This window comes from Phyllobacterium sp. SL163 (assembly GCF_049896885.1).
Taxonomy (GTDB): domain Bacteria; phylum Pseudomonadota; class Alphaproteobacteria; order Rhizobiales; family Rhizobiaceae; genus Phyllobacterium; species Phyllobacterium calauticae.
On sequence record NZ_JAFCVE010000003.1, the window covers coordinates 141,605 to 159,847 of the forward strand.

The 18,243-nt window shown below is 57.8% G+C and carries 19 protein-coding genes; 15 read left to right on the plus strand and 4 right to left on the minus strand.

Annotation, left to right across the window (positions count from 1 at the left end):
- The first annotated feature begins 2 nt into the window (after positions 1–2).
- The 4 genes from clpA (at position 3) to ACP7B1_RS07450 (ending at position 4,667) form a co-directional block, all read left to right on the plus strand.
- The gene (clpA, locus tag ACP7B1_RS07435) at positions 3–2,477 is read left to right on the plus strand and encodes an ATP-dependent Clp protease ATP-binding subunit ClpA (RefSeq protein WP_346308441.1); all 2,475 of its coding nucleotides are present in this window, start codon (positions 3–5) and stop codon (positions 2,475–2,477) included.
- A 147-nt stretch (positions 2,478–2,624) separates the two neighbouring features.
- Positions 2,625–3,302: an AzlC family ABC transporter permease gene (locus ACP7B1_RS07440; RefSeq protein WP_346308442.1), complete on the plus strand. Its 678-nt coding sequence runs from the start codon at positions 2,625–2,627 to the stop codon at positions 3,300–3,302.
- A complete protein-coding gene (locus ACP7B1_RS07445; RefSeq protein ID WP_223615043.1) occupies positions 3,299–3,649 on the plus strand; it encodes an AzlD domain-containing protein in 351 nt (116 codons plus the stop codon). Before ACP7B1_RS07440 ends, ACP7B1_RS07445 begins: the two co-directional genes overlap by 4 nt.
- A 79-nt stretch (positions 3,650–3,728) precedes the next feature.
- A complete protein-coding gene (locus tag ACP7B1_RS07450; protein ID WP_346308443.1) occupies positions 3,729–4,667 on the plus strand; it encodes a phosphatase PAP2 family protein in 939 nt (312 codons plus the stop codon).
- Here the strand turns inward: ACP7B1_RS07450 and ACP7B1_RS07455 are convergent.
- The 4 genes from ACP7B1_RS07455 to ACP7B1_RS07470 form a co-directional block, all read right to left on the minus strand.
- A complete protein-coding gene (locus ACP7B1_RS07455; protein ID WP_346308444.1) occupies positions 4,664–5,098 on the minus strand; it encodes an HIT family protein in 435 nt (144 codons plus the stop codon). The two genes, ACP7B1_RS07450 and ACP7B1_RS07455, sit on opposite strands and share 4 nt — an antisense overlap.
- A gap of 249 nt (positions 5,099–5,347) precedes the next feature.
- Positions 5,348–6,532 carry a GNAT family N-acetyltransferase gene (locus ACP7B1_RS07460; RefSeq protein WP_426136856.1) on the minus strand — a complete coding sequence of 395 codons (1,185 nt, stop codon included), beginning with the start codon at positions 6,530–6,532 and terminating at the stop codon, positions 5,348–5,350.
- A gap of 115 nt (positions 6,533–6,647) precedes the next feature.
- Positions 6,648–7,367, minus strand: coding sequence for a glycerophosphodiester phosphodiesterase (locus tag ACP7B1_RS07465; protein ID WP_346306829.1), 720 nt, complete (start codon positions 7,365–7,367; stop codon positions 6,648–6,650).
- 2 nt (positions 7,368–7,369) lie between these two features.
- The gene (locus ACP7B1_RS07470) at positions 7,370–7,834 is read right to left on the minus strand and encodes a RidA family protein (RefSeq protein WP_223615038.1); all 465 of its coding nucleotides are present in this window, start codon (positions 7,832–7,834) and stop codon (positions 7,370–7,372) included.
- 120 nt (positions 7,835–7,954) lie between these two features.
- Here ACP7B1_RS07470 and ACP7B1_RS07475 point away from each other — a divergent pair, with 120 nt between their 5' ends.
- The 11 genes from ACP7B1_RS07475 (at position 7,955) to bamA (ending at position 18,205) form a co-directional block, all read left to right on the plus strand.
- A complete protein-coding gene (locus ACP7B1_RS07475; protein ID WP_403173760.1) occupies positions 7,955–8,779 on the plus strand; it encodes a cell envelope integrity EipB family protein in 825 nt (274 codons plus the stop codon).
- 77 nt (positions 8,780–8,856) lie between these two features.
- The gene (gene relB, locus ACP7B1_RS07480; RefSeq protein ID WP_105732895.1) at positions 8,857–9,084 is read left to right on the plus strand and encodes a type II toxin-antitoxin system RelB family antitoxin; all 228 of its coding nucleotides are present in this window, start codon (positions 8,857–8,859) and stop codon (positions 9,082–9,084) included.
- On the plus strand, positions 9,050–9,334 hold the full coding sequence (locus tag ACP7B1_RS07485) for a type II toxin-antitoxin system RelE/ParE family toxin (protein WP_346306827.1): 285 nt from the start codon (positions 9,050–9,052) through the stop codon (positions 9,332–9,334). The genes relB and ACP7B1_RS07485 overlap by 35 nt, the downstream gene beginning before the upstream one ends.
- Positions 9,335–9,526: 192 nt before the next feature.
- A complete protein-coding gene (gene rpsB / locus ACP7B1_RS07490) occupies positions 9,527–10,321 on the plus strand; it encodes a 30S ribosomal protein S2 (protein WP_105732893.1) in 795 nt (264 codons plus the stop codon).
- Positions 10,322–10,438: 117 nt separating this feature from the next.
- Positions 10,439–11,362: a translation elongation factor Ts gene (gene tsf, locus ACP7B1_RS07495; RefSeq protein WP_346306826.1), complete on the plus strand. Its 924-nt coding sequence runs from the start codon at positions 10,439–10,441 to the stop codon at positions 11,360–11,362.
- Between the two features lie 101 nt (positions 11,363–11,463).
- Positions 11,464–12,186, plus strand: a complete 723-nt coding sequence (pyrH, locus tag ACP7B1_RS07500; RefSeq protein WP_105732891.1) for a UMP kinase — start codon at positions 11,464–11,466, stop codon at positions 12,184–12,186.
- Positions 12,187–12,243: 57 nt separating this feature from the next.
- Positions 12,244–12,804 (plus strand): ribosome recycling factor, encoded by a 561-nt coding sequence (frr, locus tag ACP7B1_RS07505; RefSeq protein WP_105732890.1) that lies wholly within the window; start codon positions 12,244–12,246, stop codon positions 12,802–12,804.
- A 40-nt stretch (positions 12,805–12,844) separates the two neighbouring features.
- Positions 12,845–13,564, plus strand: a complete 720-nt coding sequence (locus ACP7B1_RS07510; RefSeq protein WP_346306825.1) for an isoprenyl transferase — start codon at positions 12,845–12,847, stop codon at positions 13,562–13,564.
- Positions 13,561–14,412: a phosphatidate cytidylyltransferase gene (locus ACP7B1_RS07515; RefSeq protein ID WP_403173784.1), complete on the plus strand. Its 852-nt coding sequence runs from the start codon at positions 13,561–13,563 to the stop codon at positions 14,410–14,412. Before ACP7B1_RS07510 ends, ACP7B1_RS07515 begins: the two co-directional genes overlap by 4 nt.
- Positions 14,413–14,466: 54 nt before the next feature.
- On the plus strand, positions 14,467–15,606 hold the full coding sequence (gene rseP / locus ACP7B1_RS07520; RefSeq protein ID WP_346306823.1) for an RIP metalloprotease RseP: 1,140 nt from the start codon (positions 14,467–14,469) through the stop codon (positions 15,604–15,606).
- Positions 15,607–15,835: 229 nt separating this feature from the next.
- Positions 15,836–18,205, plus strand: a complete 2,370-nt coding sequence (gene bamA, locus ACP7B1_RS07525; protein ID WP_346306822.1) for an outer membrane protein assembly factor BamA — start codon at positions 15,836–15,838, stop codon at positions 18,203–18,205.
- Positions 18,206–18,243 lie beyond the last annotated feature (38 nt).

Sequence of the window (18,243 nt, forward strand, 5' to 3'; positions counted from 1 at the left end):
TCATGCCATCTTTCTCACCTAGTCTGGAGCGGGCCCTCCATCAGGCGCTGACAATCGCGAACGAGCATCATCATGAATATGCGACGCTGGAGCATCTGCTCCTCGCGCTCATCGATGATCAGGACGCGAGCAGTGTCATGCGCGCCTGCAATGTTGACCTCGCACAGCTGACCCGCACGGTGACCGACTATGTCGATCACGAACTGGACAACCTTGTCACCGGGTATGACGAGGATTCAAAACCAACTGCCGCGTTTCAGCGCGTCATCCAGCGCGCCGTTATTCACGTTCAATCCTCCAACCGTGAAGAAGTCACCGGCGCCAACGTTCTCGTCGCTATTTTCGCCGAGCGGGAAAGCCATGCGGCGTTCTTCCTGCAGGAACAGCAGATGACCCGTTATGACGCGGTCAACTACATCTCCCATGGCATCTCGAAGCGCCCCGGCGCATCCGAGCCGCGCACCCCGCTGGGTACGGAGAGCAACAACGAAGAAAACCACGCTTCCGAGTCGGAAGAGGGTGCAACGAAGAAGAAGCAGGACGCCCTGACGGCCTACTGCAACAACCTGAACGACCGCGCGAAAGCCGGCAAGATCGATCCGCTGATCGGCCGCGATCAGGAAATCAACCGGACGATCCAGATTCTGTGCCGTCGTTCCAAGAACAACCCGCTCTATGTCGGTGATCCCGGCGTGGGCAAGACGGCCATTGCCGAAGGTCTTGCCAAGCGGATTGTCGAAGGCAAGGTGCCGTCGGTCCTGGCCGACGCCACGGTGTTTTCGCTCGATATGGGCACGTTGCTGGCCGGAACACGCTATCGCGGTGATTTCGAAGAGCGTCTGAAGCAGGTCATCAAGGAGCTCGAAGAGTTTCCGGGTGCGATCCTGTTCATCGACGAGATTCATACGATCATCGGTGCGGGAGCCACGTCGGGCGGCGCAATGGATGCGTCGAACCTTCTGAAGCCGGCCTTGTCTTCCGGTGCGATCCGCTGCATCGGCTCGACGACGTACAAGGAATTCCGCCAGTTCTTCGAGAAGGACAGGGCGCTTGTCCGGCGGTTCCAGAAGATCGACGTCAATGAGCCGTCCATCCCGGATGCCATCGAGATCATGAAGGGTCTTCGCCCGTATTTCGAGGACTTCCACAAGGTCAAGTACACGGTGGAAGCGATCAAATCGGCGGTGGAACTGTCGGCACGCTATATCAACGACCGCAAATTGCCCGACAAGGCAATCGATGTGATCGACGAGACAGGTGCCAGCCAGATGCTGCTGCCGGAAGGAAAGCGCAAGAAATCCATCGGCGTGAAGGAAATCGAGGCAACCATTGCCACGATGGCCCGCATCCCGCCGAAGACCGTGTCCAAGGATGACGAAGCGGTTCTGTCCAATCTCGAGGCCGAACTGAAGCGCGTCGTTTACGGTCAGGACCTTGCAATCGAAGCTCTGTCCTCCTCGATCAAGCTGGCCCGTGCCGGCCTGCGCGAACCGGAGAAGCCGATTGGCTCCTACCTGTTCTCGGGTCCGACCGGCGTCGGCAAGACCGAAGTTGCCAAGCAGCTGGCGCTGTCGCTCGGCGTGGAACTCCTGCGTTTCGACATGTCGGAATATATGGAGCGTCACACGGTTTCGCGTCTGCTCGGTGCACCTCCCGGCTATGTCGGTTTCGACCAGGGCGGTCTTCTGACCGATGGCGTCGATCAGCATCCGCATTGCGTGCTGCTGCTCGATGAAATCGAAAAGGCCCATCCGGATCTGTTCAACATCCTGTTGCAGGTCATGGATCACGGCAAGCTGACGGATCACAACGGCAAGCAGATCGATTTCCGCAATGTCATCCTGATCATGACAACCAACGCGGGTGCTTCCGATGCCGCACGTTCGGCCATCGGCTTCGGCTCCTCGCGTCGTGAAGGCGATGACATGGAAGCGATCAACCGGCTGTTCACGCCGGAGTTCCGCAACCGTCTCGATGCCATCATTCCGTTCGGTCCGCTGCCGATCCCGGTCATCCATCAGGTGGTCCAGAAATTCGTCATCCAGCTTGAGGCACAGCTTGCCGATCGCGGCGTGACGTTTGATCTGAAGCCCGAGGCAATCGCCTGGCTGGCCGAAAAGGGTTACGACGACCGTATGGGCGCCCGTCCGCTCGGCCGCGTCATTCAGGAGCACATCAAGAAGCCGCTGGCTGACGAAGTGCTGTTTGGCAGGCTGAAGAAGGGCGGTACCGTTGTCGTCTCGGTTGCCGAGAAGGCCGATGGTTCCAAGGGTCTCGTGCTTGACTATATCGCCGACGAAGTGGCGGTGAAGCCGAAGCAGGAAATCGCCGTCGAGAAAAAGCCGGTGGCGAAGAAGAAGCCTGCGCCGAAGAAGCCGATACTTGAAAAAGTGACGGCCGGTCCTTCCATCGCCGACGAGCCAACGCCGCCATCGCGCGGCAAGGCATCGGTGCCCAAGGTACCGCGCAAGAAGTAACGAAAAGGCCGCCTCCGGGCGGCCTTTTTCTTGCTGGCATGGCAGGATCGGGCTATCGGTTGAATTATGGGCGATTCCGAATTTCCTTCATCACAGACGCCGGCAGATGACACCGGGAGAACGCGGTTCTCATGGTTTCTGTCCGGCATGGCGATGATCTTCAGCATCCCGGCCTTCATTCTGATGACGGCGCATGTGGGCTTTGCCGGTTTTGCCAGCGAGAATGGCGTATCTCTGCTGCAGGCAACCTTCATGGTCGCGACGATCTGGGCGCTTCCGGCCAATATCGTCCTGATCGGCGCAATTTCCGGCGGTTATTCGCTGATAGGGGCGGCGGTTGCGGTCGCCCTGTCGTCGATCCGTCTCATGCCGATGGTTGCCGCCTTCATCCCGGAAATGCGAGGGCCGAAAACGCGCAGGATCACGCTGCTTTTGCTGTCGCATTTCATTGCCGTCACCGCCTGGGTCATGGGCATGGAGCGATTCCGCCACATTCCGCGCGATATGCGCGTCAGCTATTTCGCCGGGCTCGGCATCACGCTGACCGTGACCAACTCGCTCGTGGTGGCACTGGTCTATTTTCTGTCGACGGATTTTCCGCCGGTTGTTTTCGCCGCGCTGTTCTTCCTGACGCCGATGTATTTCCTGACGTCGCTGTGGGGATCGGCGCGCGACCGGTCGGTCCACGTGGCCATGGTATCGGGCCTCGCACTGTTCCCGCTCATTCATCACCTGGCACCGGCCTATGATCTGCTGCTGACGGGTTTTGCCGGCGGCGCGGTGACGATGGGCTATGTACGGTGGGCGAGGGCGCGCGCGGCATGACCTGGCACAGCCTGACCGACTGGTGGTGGCCCTATCTCTTCATCCTGCTGGCGGGCTGGCTGCCCACGGATATCTGGCGCTATCTGGGTGTTCTCATCGGCGGCCGCGTGCGCGAGGATTCCGATGCGCTCATCGCGGTGCGCGCCGTTGCAACGGCGCTCGTCGCGGGTGTCATCGCCCAGCTCATTCTTTATCCCAGCGGGGCGCTGGCCGAGTCCTCGGTGTTCCTGCGCATTGGTGCCGCCGCTGTCGGGTTTCTGGCCTATCTGCGCCTTGGCCGCCATGTGATCGTCAGTGTGATCGCGGCGGAGATCGTCTTGATAATAGGGCTTTTTCTCAATTTTTAGCTTTGATTAAGCCAATCGCTTAACGGGATAAACATCCCCGCTCTCTAGGTTTGCCGGAGTACTCGTGCGGGGAGTTCAGATGAGGTCGAAGAGTCAGACCCTTTGGAAAGCATTGATCGTTGCCGGAATACTGCTGGTCGATGCGGTGTGGATTGCCGTGTCTAACTTCCGGTTCGACACTTTCAGTGCCTTGAAAGCAGTCGTCCTGACAAGCCTCTGCAGCGTCGTGGCTTATATCTATCATGCAAAGCGGCCGGTGCGTCATCTGAGCGTGATGTGCGTTGAAACGGCGATTCTTATGGCATTCAGCGCGGCCGCGGCGGTGTTGAGCTATCTGGTGACATCGCTTGATTTTCCCTCTGTTGACGTCCCGCTCATGCGCCTTGACGCTCTGCTTGGCTTCGACTGGCTCGTCTATGCGCAATATGTCGGCGATCACCCGTGGCTGGGTCTGTTGTTCTCGATTACCTATCTGACGACGCTGGCTCAAGTCGCCTGTGCCGTCATCATCCTCGGCGTGATGGAGGATGCGAAAAGGGCACAGCACTTCGTTGCAGCTGTCATGGCGGGCGCCCTTGCGTGCATCCTGATTTCGGCGGTTCTGCCTTCAGCAGGAGCATTGGCGACAATCAAACCTGCCGATGCCATATGGAAAATACACAGGCCGGTGGTGGATTTGGCCTACAAGCAGACCTTCTTTGACCTTCGCTCGGGTGTCGATCAGTGGATCTCGTTCTACTCCATGAAAGGACTGATCGCATTTCCGTCCTATCACGGGACCCTCTCGGTCCTGCTGGTGCTGGCTTTTTCCGGTGTCCGGTTCTGGTTTCTGCCGATCCTGATATTGAACACCATTATCCTGATCGGCACGCCGATCGAGGGAGGACATCATCTTGTCGATGTCATCGCAGGCGTCGGCGTGGCTCTGATATGCTGGTACAGTACCGGACTGCTTTACAAACCGGGCCTTGCTGCCGCCATCAGAACGATCCAGCGTCCTGCCATGGCGACAGCCTAAGCGGCCTGTGCAAGCGCCTGTCTGATTTTGTCAGCGTTGGCGGCGAGCACGCCCTGATCTTCCATCTGACCCGTATGAGGCTTCAGTGCTACGCCCTCGAATCGTGGAATGATGTGGAAATGCAGGTGGAAAACCGTCTGGCCCGAGGCCGGTTCGTTGAACTGGCTGACCGTCACGCCATCCGCGTCAAAAGCTGTTTTGACGGCGCGCGCAAGCTTCTGCGTCGTGGCAATGGCGGCCGCGAGGCTGGCCGGCGCGGCATCGAGGATGTTGCGCGAGGGCTGCTTGGGTATGACCAGGCAGTGGCCCTTGCCCTGCGGCATTACATCCATGAAGGCATAGGTGTCGGTATCCTCGTAGAGCTTGTGCGAGGGAATCTCGCCGCGCAGGATTTTTGCGAACACATTGTTGTCGTCATAGGTCTGGCTCATGGGCACCTGTCTTTCCTGAATGATGAATCGGATGTTTGCCATGTGCTAGTGGTCCGATTCTGACATTTGCAACCCCTTTGATACAAGCCATTCTGGCAAATGTCAGAATCAAAGGACCACTAGCAAGCATATAATTCTAGTGGAACTTTGAATTTGACATTCGCATGTTGCAGATGATGTCAAATGGGATGCGAATGTCAAATTCGTTCCACTAGCGCAAGGTCAAGCGCGCCCGGGCAAATGGTGTGTTCAGCAGTCGGATTTCTTGAAGGGGGCGTGTTCGTTCAGCACGTCGCTCATCATCGCAACGTCATTGCGCTCGTGCTCAAGAAAACCGGCGACGGCGCGGCGCAGACCCTCATGCGCGATATAGTGGGCGGAATGGGTGGTGACCGGCAGATAGCCGCGTGCCAGCTTGTGCTCGCCCTGGGCGCCTGCCTCGACCACATGCAGCTTGCGTTCAATGGCAAAATCGATGGCCTGATGATAGCAGACCTCGAAATGCAGGAACCGGTGGTCCTCGATGCAGCCCCAGTGGCGGCCAAAAAGCCGGTCGGAACCGATGAAATTGATGGCTCCGGCGATGTAGCGACCGCCGCGCCGCGCCATCATCAGGACGATGTCGCCGGGCATGCGCTCGCCGATCAGCCGGTAGAACTCCCGATTGAGATAGGGGCGGCCCCATTTGCGGTTGCCGGTGTCCGTATAGAAGGTGAAGAAGTCGTCCCAGACCGGTTTGGTCAGGGCGTTGCCGGTAAGGCGGTCGATCACGATGCCATCAGCCAGCGCTTCGCGCCGTTCGCGCTTCAGGGCCTTGCGTTTGCGCGCGGCAAGACTGTCGAGAAAATCATCATAGGTTGCATAGCCTTCGTTGAAGAAGTGAAACTGCTGATCGATGCGATGCAGGAAACCGGCTTCGTTGAATGCCGGCAGATCGTCTGTATTCACAAAGGTCGAATGCGCGGATGAAACCCCGAGCTGTCCGGTGAGCTGCCGCAGGCCATTGGCAAGCGCTGCCCGGACAGCCGGACCGTCCCAGTCCCGGTGCACAAGCAGGCGAGGGCCCGTCGCCGGCGTGAAGGGAATGCTGGCCTGCAATTTGGGATAATAGCGCCCGCCGGCCCGCTCGAACGCATCGGCCCAGCCGTGGTCGAAGACATATTCGCCCTGGCTATGGCCCTTCAGATAGCACGGCACCGCGCCGATGACGGTTCCCGCGGCATCCTCGAGGCGCAGGAACTGCGGCAGCCAGCCGGACTTGCGGTCGACACAGCCGGAATCCTCAAGCGCAGAAAGAAAGGCGTGCGAAAGAAACGGATTGTAGCCGGGCGCGCCGCTCGACGTTCCCGAGAGCTGCGACCATTCCTCCGGGCTAAACGCGCCGATTCCATCGCCGACGCGCAAGGTAAACTCGCCCTGATCAAGATTTGACATTGCTGAACTTGGTTTCCTGACGTTGCCGGCAGGATGAAAGTCGCTTCGCTGCCTCTGATTAAACTAGGTATTCCACCCGGCGATACAAGAGGCAGCGCGGCATGACCGCCGTGTTTCAAACGGAGCGGGGATCAAAGCCTTCGAACGTGATCTGATCCACATGCGCATCGCTCGTGGCCTTGTCCGCGGGGCTGCGCACCGTCCATGAAATGACGGGCAGGCCGAGCCTGCCCTTCACGAAGCCGACAAAGCGGTTTTCCAGATGATGGACATTGTAGGAGACGAAATCGATATCATGGGCGAGCATGGAGAAATGCGCCTCCAGATCGCGGTCATCGAGACCCTCCGCCGTGAGCCCGGCCGGAATCCCCGGAGCGTCCCTGCCGAACAGCCGGATGAGGTGATGGTCGAACGACATGATGGCGGCATTGCCCTCATATCCGGCCAGATCCTCCGCGACTGCCTTGACGAGACCATCGTCCCTTCCCGGAATACCCTTCAATTCGATGACGATCGGCACGCGACCGGCAATGAGCTTGAGCGCTTCTGCGAGTGTCGGCACGTGGTCCTTTGTGCCGCCGACCCGCAACGCGGCGGCGTCGGCCACCGTGACATCATGAATGTTGCCGGGCTTTGCAACCAGACGATCCAGCGTGCCGTCATGGAACACGATGGCTTTGCCATCGGCGGAGAGGTGCACATCGCATTCGATGGCAAAGCCGGCACTTGCCGCCGCATCAAAGGCTGAAAGCGTATTCTCCCAGCGGGATTTGTTGAGATCATGCAATCCGCGATGGGCGATGGGGCTCTTAGTGAGCCATTCCAGTGATGCCATGATCAGCGGACCTCGATGATCGCTTCGATTTCAACCGGCGCATTCAACGGCAGCGCCGCTGTGCCCACGGCGGAACGGGCATGGCGGCCCTTGTCGCCGAGCACGGCCACGAGCAGGTCGGACGCACCATTGGCGACGAGGTGCTGTTCGGTGAAATCCTTGGAGGAGGCGACAAACACCGTGATTTTCACGATGCGCTCGATCTTCTCGAGATCGCCGAGCGCGGCCTTTGCCTGGGCAAGGATATTGATGGCGCAGGCCTTTGCCGCTTCCTGGCCCTGCGCCAGATCGACATCAATTCCGAGCAAACCGGTATGGACCAGTTTGCCCCCGGCCAGCGGCAATTGCCCCGAGGTGAGAAGCAGTGAACCGCTGCGTGCGAAGGGCACATAGTTTGCGGCCGGAGCGGCGGCGACGGGCAGGGTAATTCCAAGGTCGTTTAGACGGCTGTCGATGGTGCTGGTCATTGTGTTTCTCATCCTTCTCATGCGGAATCGCAAGTGATTGTGAATGAAGTTGCGATTTTTGCCTCGCTTCCGCCAAGAGTTTTTTTAATATGGCCATTCGAAAACTGGAGAATCTTGTCAATGCGTCTATTCCCCGTCCTCGTTTTCAGCCTGAGTGCCCTTGGTCTTTCCGGATCATCGATGGCTCTCGCCGCTGGAACAGCGACTCTCGTACCACACCGCGCCATTTATGATCTCAAGCTGGATAACGCGCAGGAAAGCAGTGGTATCACGGGGCTGACAGGCCGCATGGTATACGAATTCAATGGTTCGGATTGTGAAGGTTACACGACAAATTTTCGCTTTGTGACGCGCGTCGACATGGAAGAACAGCCTCAAAGGGTGACCGACCAGCAGACCACCACGTTCGAGTCGGGGGACGGCGCCAAATTCCGTTTCGTCAACAAGACATTTGTCGACCAGAGCCTGACCAAGGAAGTGCGCGGCGATGCGCTTCTGGACAAGGACAAGACGGAAATCTCCCTTACCAAGCCGGAAGCGAACAAAGAAAATCTCGAGCTTTCACAGTTCCCGACACGCCACATGCAGGAACTGATCGAGAAGGCGATCGCCGGGGATGTGTTCTACCAGACAAAACTGTTCGACGGCTCCGAGGATGCCGACAAGGTCATGGCGACGACGGTGGTCATCGGCAAGCCCGCTCCCGGTGATTCCGATGACGAGACGAAGAAGATGGGCGCGCTCGAGAAGGAAAACACCTGGCCGGTTTCCATCGCCTATTTCGACGATACGGACAAATCGGAAGGGCTGCCCAGCTACCGCATCAATTTCAAACTCTATCGCAATGGCGTGACCCGCGATCTCAAGATGGATTACGGCGATTTCTCCATGACCGGCAAGCTCGTCAATCTGGAGCTTTTCGATGCGCCGAAGTGCACGAAATAGAGGGCAAAATTTCCCATTCTTGAATTTTCGCGATAAAGTGAATACATTGAATGCAGTGAATACAACTGGCGGCAATCATGGCTACATCTATCCGTTTAACGCCTGAAATCGAACAGAGACTGGATACCCTCGCATCCAAGACCGGCCGGAGCAAAGCATTCTATTTGCGCGAAATTATCGAGAACGGCCTGGATGACATGGAAGATTACTATCTAGGCCTTGGCGTTCTCGAGCGGATACGCAAAGGAGAAGAGCGCGTTTACTCCTTGGATGAAGTGGAACGCGATCTTGGTTTGGCAGATTGAGCTATCTGCTACCGCCGCAAAGCAACTGGCAAAAATTGATCGACATGACGCAAAGCGAATTGCTGCGTTCTTGCGAGAACGTCTGGCTTCAGTCGACGATCCCCGGCAATTGGGCAAAGCGTTGACGGGGCCGCTCGGCGGCCTTTGGCGCTATCGAGTCGGAAACTACCGCATCATTTGCGATCTGCAGGGAAAACGGCTTATTATTTTGGTTCTTGAGATTGGCCATCGCGGAGCCATTTATCGATAGCGAGACGGTGAAACCTGCAAAAATCGCCTTTTCTCGCCGTAGCTCTTGCGTTTGCCGGTAATATCCATTAACAGCCGCTTCATTCCACACACGGGATTTGGGTTGATATCGGGAGAAATCCGATATGGCCTCCGGTGGCGGGTTTCCCGCCTCTTTCCTGTGGAGGTTAAACCGGAAAAGGAAAACTAAGAGATGGCATTGCCTGATTTCAGCATGCGTCAGCTCCTCGAAGCTGGCGTTCACTTCGGCCACCAGACACATCGCTGGAACCCGAAAATGGCACCATACATTTATGGTGACCGCAACAACATTCACATTCTTGACCTGGCCCAGACTGTTCCGCTGCTTCACCGCGCGCTGCAGAAGGTTTCCGACACCGTAGCCCGTGGCGGTCGCGTTCTGTTCGTCGGCACCAAGCGCCAGGCTTCGGACATCATTGCCGATGCGGCAACCCGTTCGGCCCAGTATTACGTCAATGCCCGCTGGCTCGGCGGCATGATGACCAACTGGAAGACGATCTCGAACTCCATTCAGCGTCTGCGCAAGCTCGACGAACTTCTTTCCGGCGAAGCGCAGGGCTTCACCAAGAAGGAACGCCTGAACCTCGATCGTGAACGCGAAAAACTCAACCGCGCTCTCGGCGGTATCAAGAACATGGGTTCGATCCCGGACCTGATCTTCATCATCGATACCAACAAGGAAGCGATTGCCATTCAGGAAGCCAAGCGTCTCGGCATTCCGGTTGTAGCCGTTATCGACTCCAACTGCGATCCGGACCAGATCGACTTCCCGATCCCCGGCAACGACGATGCATCGCGCGCCATTTCGCTCTATTGCGATCTGATTGCCAAGGCTGCTCTCGATGGCATCCTGCGTCAGCAGGGCTCGCTCGGCATCGATGTCGGCGCCCAGGAAGAAGCACCTGTCGAGCCAGCGCTCGAAGAGCCGGCACAGGCTCCTGCACAGGACGGTGAAGCCTCCGCTTGAGGCTTCATATACCCGTCGTAACGGGTGACTAAAAACAATTGTATTGGCGCATGACGCGCCGCAAAGTTGGCATGCTGGTTTCCCCAGTATGCCTTCGCTTTGAGAAGAGGCGACATAATGAGCATTTCTGCATCACAGGTAAAAGAACTCCGCGAAATCAGCGGTGCCGGCATGATGGACTGCAAGGCAGCCCTGACCGAAACCAATGGCGACATGGAAGCTGCGGTTGACTGGCTGCGTGCCAAGGGCATTTCCAAGGCCGACAAGAAGGCCGGCCGTACGGCTGCCGAAGGTCTCGTTGGTGTTGCAACCAACGGCAAGAAGTCGGTTATCGTTGAAGTCAACTCCGAAACGGACTTCGTTGCGCGCAACGACGCGTTCCAGGACATCGTTCGCAACGTTGCGACGGTTGCTCTTGGTAGCGATGGTTCCACGGCTGCCGTTGCCGCTGCGACCTATCCGGCAACCGGAAAGTCCGTTGTCGACACCATCAAGGATGCGGTTGGCACCATCGGCGAAAACCTGTCTTTCCGCCGTTCTGCAGCGCTCAGCGTTGGTGAAGGCGTTGTTGCAACCTACATCCACAACGCTGTTTCCGACGGTCTCGGCAAGCTCGGTGTTCTCGTTGCCATCGAAACCGCCGGCAATGCCGACGCTGCCAATGCATTCGGCCGCCAGGTGGCCATGCACGTTGCTGCAACCAACCCGCTGGCTTTGACCGCCGCTGAAGTCGATCCGGCTGCCGTAGAGCGTGAAAAGGCGGTTTTCACCGAATCTGCACGCCAGTCCGGCAAGCCAGACAACATCATCGAAAAGATGGTCGAAGGCCGTCTGCGCAAGTTCTATGAGGAAGTTGTACTTCTCTCGCAGGCTTTCGTCATCAATCCCGACCTGACTGTCGAAGCCGCTCTGAAAGATGCGGAAAAGGCAATCGGCGCACCGGCCAAGATCACGGCATTTGCCCGTTTTGCTCTGGGCGAGGGCATCGAGAAGGAAGAGACCGATTTCGCAGCGGAAGTTGCAGCAGCTGTGAAGAAGTAATTTCACAACTGACGAAATCAGAGGGCATCGCGTGACAACGCGGTGCCCTTGGTGTATCCGGGCTTCGAATATCTGAAATGCACGACTCTGCGGGAGGTCTTATGGTTGGTACGGCTGTCTATAAACGCGTTCTACTGAAAGCCTCCGGTGAAGCCCTCATGGGCGATCAGGGTTTCGGTATCGACGTTGCGGTTGCCGACCGTATTGCCAGTGATATTGCCGAAGCGCGGGCGCTCGGCGTTGAAGTCGGGGTGGTGATTGGCGGCGGCAATATCTTTCGCGGCGTCGCTGTCGCGTCCAAGGGCGGCGACCGGGTCACCGGCGACCACATGGGCATGCTTGCCACGGTGATCAATTCACTGGCCTTGCGCACCTCCCTCGTCAAAATCGGCATAGACACCGTCGTCCTGTCCGCCATTGCCATGCCTGAATTGTGCGAGACGTTCTCGCAGAGACAGGCGACAGCCTACATGGACATGGGGAAGGTCGTGATTTTTGCCGGCGGCACGGGCAATCCATTCTTTACGACAGATTCGGCCGCAGCATTGCGCGCAGCCGAAGTGGGTGCCGATGCCCTGTTCAAGGGCACGCAGGTTGACGGCGTTTACACCGCCGATCCCAAAAAGGACCCCAGCGCCGTCCGCTTTGAGCGACTTACCCACAAGGAGATGCTCGATCGCGGCCTTACGGTGATGGATACAACAGCCGTGGCCCTTGCGCGCGAGAACAATATCCCAATAATTGTCTATTCAATCCACGAAAAGGGTGGTTTTGCCGAAATTCTGCAGGGCAGAGGACGCGCGACAATCGTTTCCGACGATTGACCCGCCAACCTCGCAGGGGCTGACCAGAATAACGGAAAGAATATAGGAGCGTTGAATATGAGTGATGCACTCGATTTGAATGACCTGAAGCGCCGTATGGATGGTGCCGTGCAGGCATTGAAACATGACCTCAATGGCCTGCGGACAGGCCGTGCGTCGGCGAGTTTGCTGGAGCCGATCACCGTCGAGGCCTATGGCTCGCATATGCCGCTGAACCAGGTCGCCAACATCACCGTGCCCGAATCACGCATGCTTGCGGTCTCGGTCTGGGACAAGTCGATGGTTGGCAAGGTCGAGCGTGCCATTCGCGAGTCGGGTCTCGGCCTCAATCCGATCACCGACGGCAACAATCTGCGCATTCCCTTGCCGGAACTCAATGAGCAGCGCCGCAAGGAACTCGTCAAGATTGCCCATCAGTATGTGGAGCAGGCGAAAGTTGCCGCCCGCCATGTGCGCCGCGACGGCATGGACGAGTTGAAAAAGCTCGAAAAGGATGGCGCGATCAGTCAGGATGACAACCGCGTTCTTTCCGAAAAAGTACAGAAGCTGACGGACGAGACCATTGCCGAAATGGACAAGGTCGTTGCTGTCAAGCAGACGGAAATCATGCAGGTTTAGTCTGTTTTTAGCCCGTTAATACCACTGGAGGTTGAATGCCATGTCCAATCCGCGCCACATTGCCATCATCATGGATGGAAATGGCCGTTGGGCAAAAGCACGTGGCCTGCCACGCACCGCCGGTCACAAGGCGGGTGTCGACGCGCTGCGCGAGACCATTCGCGCCGCCGGCAAAATGGGCATTCCATACCTGACCCTGTTCGCGTTCTCATCGGAAAACTGGTCGCGCCCGCGATCCGAAGTGTCTGATCTGATGGGCCTGCTCAAGCTGTTCATCCGGCGCGATCTGGCTGATCTGCATCGCGAGAATGTGCGCGTGCGCATCATCGGCGAGCGGGAAGGCCTGGCGAAGGATATTCGCGCCCTCCTGACCGAAGCGGAAAGCCTGACCGAGAAGAACACGGCACTGACACTGATCATTGCCTTCAACTACGGTTCGCGCAATGAAATCACCCGCGCGGTGAAGGCGCTGCTGTCCGACGTGGCAGCGGGTGTTCTGACGCAGGACGAGGTGACCGCCGAGGCTATCGGCGAGCGACTCGATACGGCGGGCATTCCGGATCCGGATCTGATCATCCGCACCAGCGGCGAGATGCGGCTGTCGAACTTCCTGCTCTGGCAGGCGGCCTATTCGGAGTTCATGTTCCTGCCGTGCTACTGGCCGGATTTCAAATCGACCCACCTGGCGGAAGCGATCGAAACCTTCCACATGCGCGAGCGGCGCTTTGGCGGCGTCAATCAGCAGGAAATAGCTCTGTGACGGCTTCGGGGCCATCCGCACCGGACAAGGGCACCGGCCGTCTCAGCAATCTGCATATACGAACCCTCAGTGCCGTTGTCATGATTGCAATCGCCGTCGCCCTGACCTGGGTTGGCGGCGTGCCATTTGCGCTCATGGCCAGTGCCATCGGTTTGGGTGTTTTCTATGAATGGCATGCCATAACGCTGGATCGCTCCAGCCTGCTGACCCGCGGCGTTGCCTGGGCCTGCCTGATCGTTGTGCTTGGGCTTTTGCTGCTGTCGCACAACGGATTGTTGATCATTGCCATCTTGCTGGCAGGAGCCGCGCTGACAGCCATGCTGGGCGGCCGGCAGTCCGGCCTATGGCCGGCGATCGGTCTGCTCTATGCCGGATTTCCGGCCATCGCGCTGACATTCGTGCGCGGCGACACGGGAGATGGCTTTGCCGCTGTTCTGTTCCTGTTCGCCGTCGTCTGGTCGACCGATATCTTCGCCTATTTCAACGGACGGGCACTGGGCGGGCCAAAACTGGCTCCGCGTTTCTCGCCGAATAAAACCTGGTCTGGGGCCATTGGCGGCGCTGCCGCGGGCGTGGCTGCCGGTGTGGCCTGCGCAGCCTTCATTACCCCGGCCGGCGGCGTGCCCATTCCGCTCATCGCCTTCGTGCTGTCGGTGACCGCACAGATCGGCGATCTCGGCGAATCATGGGTCAAACGGAAATTTGGCGTCAAGGATTCGGGGTACATGATCCCCGGTCACGGTGGCGTGATGGACCGAGTGGATGGACTTGTAGCCGCAGCGGCATTGCTGTACCTCATCGGGGCAATTCTGGTGAAGCCGGAAACACCTTACGACATTCTTTTCTAGCAGGCTGAGCTTAAGTGACCCTCTGATGGGGTTGGGCAAGGCCCGGAGGACACTTTGACGGATACGCTGAGCTATATCTTCGGCACGCACGGTTTGCTTATCGGTACGATTTTACCCTTTCTGATTGTACTCACGGTTGTCGTCTTCGTTCACGAGATGGGGCACTATCTCGTAGGGCGGTGGTGCGGCATCGGCGTCCAGGCCTTTTCGATCGGTTTCGGGCCTGAACTGTTCGGGTTCAACGACCGCAGCGGTACCCGCTGGAAATTGTCGGCGATTCCCCTGGGCGGTTATGTGAAGTTCGCCGGCGACGAGAGCGTCGCCAGCTCGCCGATCGGCTTGTCTGAAAACATGACCGCTGAGGAGCGTGCCGTGGCTTTCCACACCCAGCCCGTGTGGAAACGCGCAGCGACGGTCTTTGCCGGCCCGGCGTTCAATATTCTGCTGACGGTTGCGATCTTTTCCGTTTTCTTTGCGCTCTACGGCCGCATGGTGGCGGACCCGGTGGTTGCGGAAGTGCGTCCGGGCGGCCCTGCTGCCGTGGCCGGATTTCAGCCGGGCGACCGCTTCATCAGTGTGGACGGAGACAAGGTGGAAACCTTTGCCGATGTTCAGCGGCATGTTTCGGCACGGGCTGGCGATTCCCTGAAATTTGTCGTCGAGCGCAAGGGGCAGGAGGTCAGCCTGACCGCCACTCCGGAGCTTGCCGAACAGAAGGACGCCTTGGGCAATCCGGTGAAAGTCGCCGCGATCGGTGTAGTGAACAATCAGGAGTTCGGCAATTTCCGGCGGGTGACGTACAACCCCATCGAATCAGTCGGCCAGGCGGTGCGTGAAAGCGGTTTCATCATTGCCCGGACGGGCCAGTTTTTCAGCCGTTTCTTTGCCGGCAGGGAAGACAAGTGCCAGCTGGGCGGACCGGTCAAAATTGCCACGATGGCAGGGCAGGCTGCCAGTCAGGGGATCGACTGGCTGATTCAGCTGACCGCCATGCTGTCGATCGGCATCGGTTTGCTCAATCTTTTCCCGCTGCCGCCCCTGGATGGCGGACATTTGATCTTTTATGCCGTGGAAGCGGTCATCCGCAGGCCAGTAAAGCCGGCCGTTCAGGAGATTTTCTTCCGGATAGGCTTCCTTCTGGTGCTGGGATTCATGGGTTTTGTTGTGTTTAATGATCTTTTCGCCTGTCGGTGATGAAAATTAAACATTAGTGAAAATTAAAGGGGTGGGGTGGAAAAGCGTTATGATCTGTTTACTATAAGCCGTGAATGGCGTGGCAGGGATGCCACGCTTTCGTGTGAAGTAAATAGATTTTAACCGTAAGCCTTGCGTGTATGTAAAAACCGGCTATGACGGTGTGCGAGTAATTGCTTAGTCCGGGATCTCGCCCGGGGACAACGAGAAACAAAGGTTTAGTAGGCCTATGGCGGCAAGTTCAAAATTCGTTGGTGCAGCGTCGGCGCTCGCCATTTCAGCGGCTCTGGTAAGTTCGGGAGCGATCGTTACGACGGTTGCGGGGATTACAGCAGCACAGGCAGCAACCGTCAGCCGCATTGAAGTGCGCGGGAACACCCGTGTGGATGCCCAGACAGTCAAGGACAATCTCGGCATCACGCCAGGCAAGCCTTTTTCCAACAATGATATTGATGCTGCCACCAAGCGCCTGTTCAACACGGGTCTGTTCGGCGATGTGCGCATCACCCAGTCCGGCGGTGCGTTGATCGTTACCGTGTCCGAGCACCAGGTCGTCAATCAGGTCATTTTCCGCGGCAACAAGAAGATCAAGGATGCGCAGCTGACTGGTGTCGTGCAGTCGAAGTCGCGCAGCGCCTTCAGCCAGCAGACGCTGGACGCTGATACCGAGGCTGTCCGCGCCGCTTATCGCAACATCGGCCGCAGCGATGCTACGGTAAGTTCGCGCATCATGGATCTCGGTCAGGGTCGCGTCAATGTTGTCTTCGACATCAACGAAGGCGACCGCACCAAGATCGCCAACATCGTATTTGTCGGCAATAACGCCTTTGGTGAGCGCCGCCTGCGCGACGTGATCTCGACCAAGCGTTCCAACCCGTTGTCCTGGCTGACGCGTAATGACGTGTACAGCGAAGATCGCATGCGGGCGGACGAAGAGTCGCTGCGCCGCTTCTATTACAACCGCGGTTATGCGGATTTCCGCGTCGTCTCGTCGACGGCCAATCTCGATGCTGCCACCAACGAATACACGATCACCGTTACGGTTGAAGAGGGTGAGAAGTACAAGTTCGGTGGCGTAGAAATCCAGAGCTCGGTCGAGGGTGTCGATACATCCAAGCTGGGTGGTCTCGTGCAGACATCCGAAGGCGATACGTATAACGCCAAGGAAGTCGAAGACTCCATCATCAAGCTGTCCGAAAAGGTGGCTGGACAGGGTTATGCCTTTGCCAAGGTGGAACCGCGCGGCGACCGCAACTTCGAGAACCACACGATTTCGGTCGTCTACAACATCGACCAGGGTCCGCGCGCCTATCTCGAGCGCATTGAAATCCGCGGCAACGAGAAGACACGTGACTACGTCATCCGCCGTGAGTTCGATGTGAGCGAAGGCGATGCGTTCAATCAGGTTCTGATCCAGCGCGCCAAGAAGCGTCTGGAGCGGCTTGAATTCTTCCAGACCGTCAATATCTCGACCGCTCCCGGCTCGCAGCCTGACCAGGTTATTCTGGTTGTGGACGTTGTCGAGAAGTCGACCGGTGAATTCTCCATCGGTGGCGGTTATACGACCGGTGGTGAAAGCCCCGGACCGACAGTGGAAGGCTCGATCACCGAGCGCAACTTCCTCGGTCGCGGTCAGTATATCCGTATTGCTGCCGGTGGCGGTCTGAACAACAACCGTACATACTCGCTGTCCTTCACCGAGCCTTACTTCCTCGGTCAGCGTATTTCGGCTGGTTTCGATCTGTTCAAGCGCCAGTCTGGCGTCAATGACAAGTATCAGACCGATTTGACCGGCGGTACGATCCGTTTTGGTCTGCCGATCACCGAAACACTGACGGCGGGTGTTGCTTACAACCTGTCGCAGGAAAAATACACGATCGAAGACGCTGCGAAGATCCCGGGGACGGACATTCCTGATCCGTCGCAGATTTCGCAGGCATTCATTGATGCGGCAAATCGCGGTACGTGGATCAAGTCGTCGGTCAGCTGGTCGCTTGTCTACAATACCATCGACGATACGAAAAACCCGCATGATGGTCTCTATGCCAAGTTCAACCAGGAATATGCTGGTGTCGGCGGCGATGCCAACTACCTGAAGACAACGTTCAAGGGCAGCTACTACAAGACGCTTTCCCAGGAAATGGACATTGTCGGCCTTGTCGGTGTCGGCGCTGGCTATATCAAGGGATTTGGCGACGATCTGCGCGTGTTTGACACGTTCAAGAACAATCAGGAAATGATTCGCGGCTTCAAATATGCCGGTATCGGCCCACGCGACTTGAGCGTGGCAGATGCCAAGGGCAGCTTCCTGGGTGGTAATACATACTTCAATGCCACCGTGGAAACGCAGTTCCCGCTGCCGATCGTTCCTGAGAGCCTGGGTATTCGTGGCGCCCTGTTTGCCGACGCTGCTACATTGTATGGCAATGATCTCAAGCAGGCATCGAACACCAGCATGGAATGGCGCGCATCCGCGGGTGTAAGTATCATGTGGGCATCGCCGTTCGGTCCGCTGCGCTTCGACTACGCTTTCCCCGTCAAGAAAGTGGATGGCGATCAGGTGCAGAACTTCAACTTCGGCATGTCGAGCAAATTCTGATAGATTGCTGACCTCCCGGGGGAGCATATTTCCCCGGG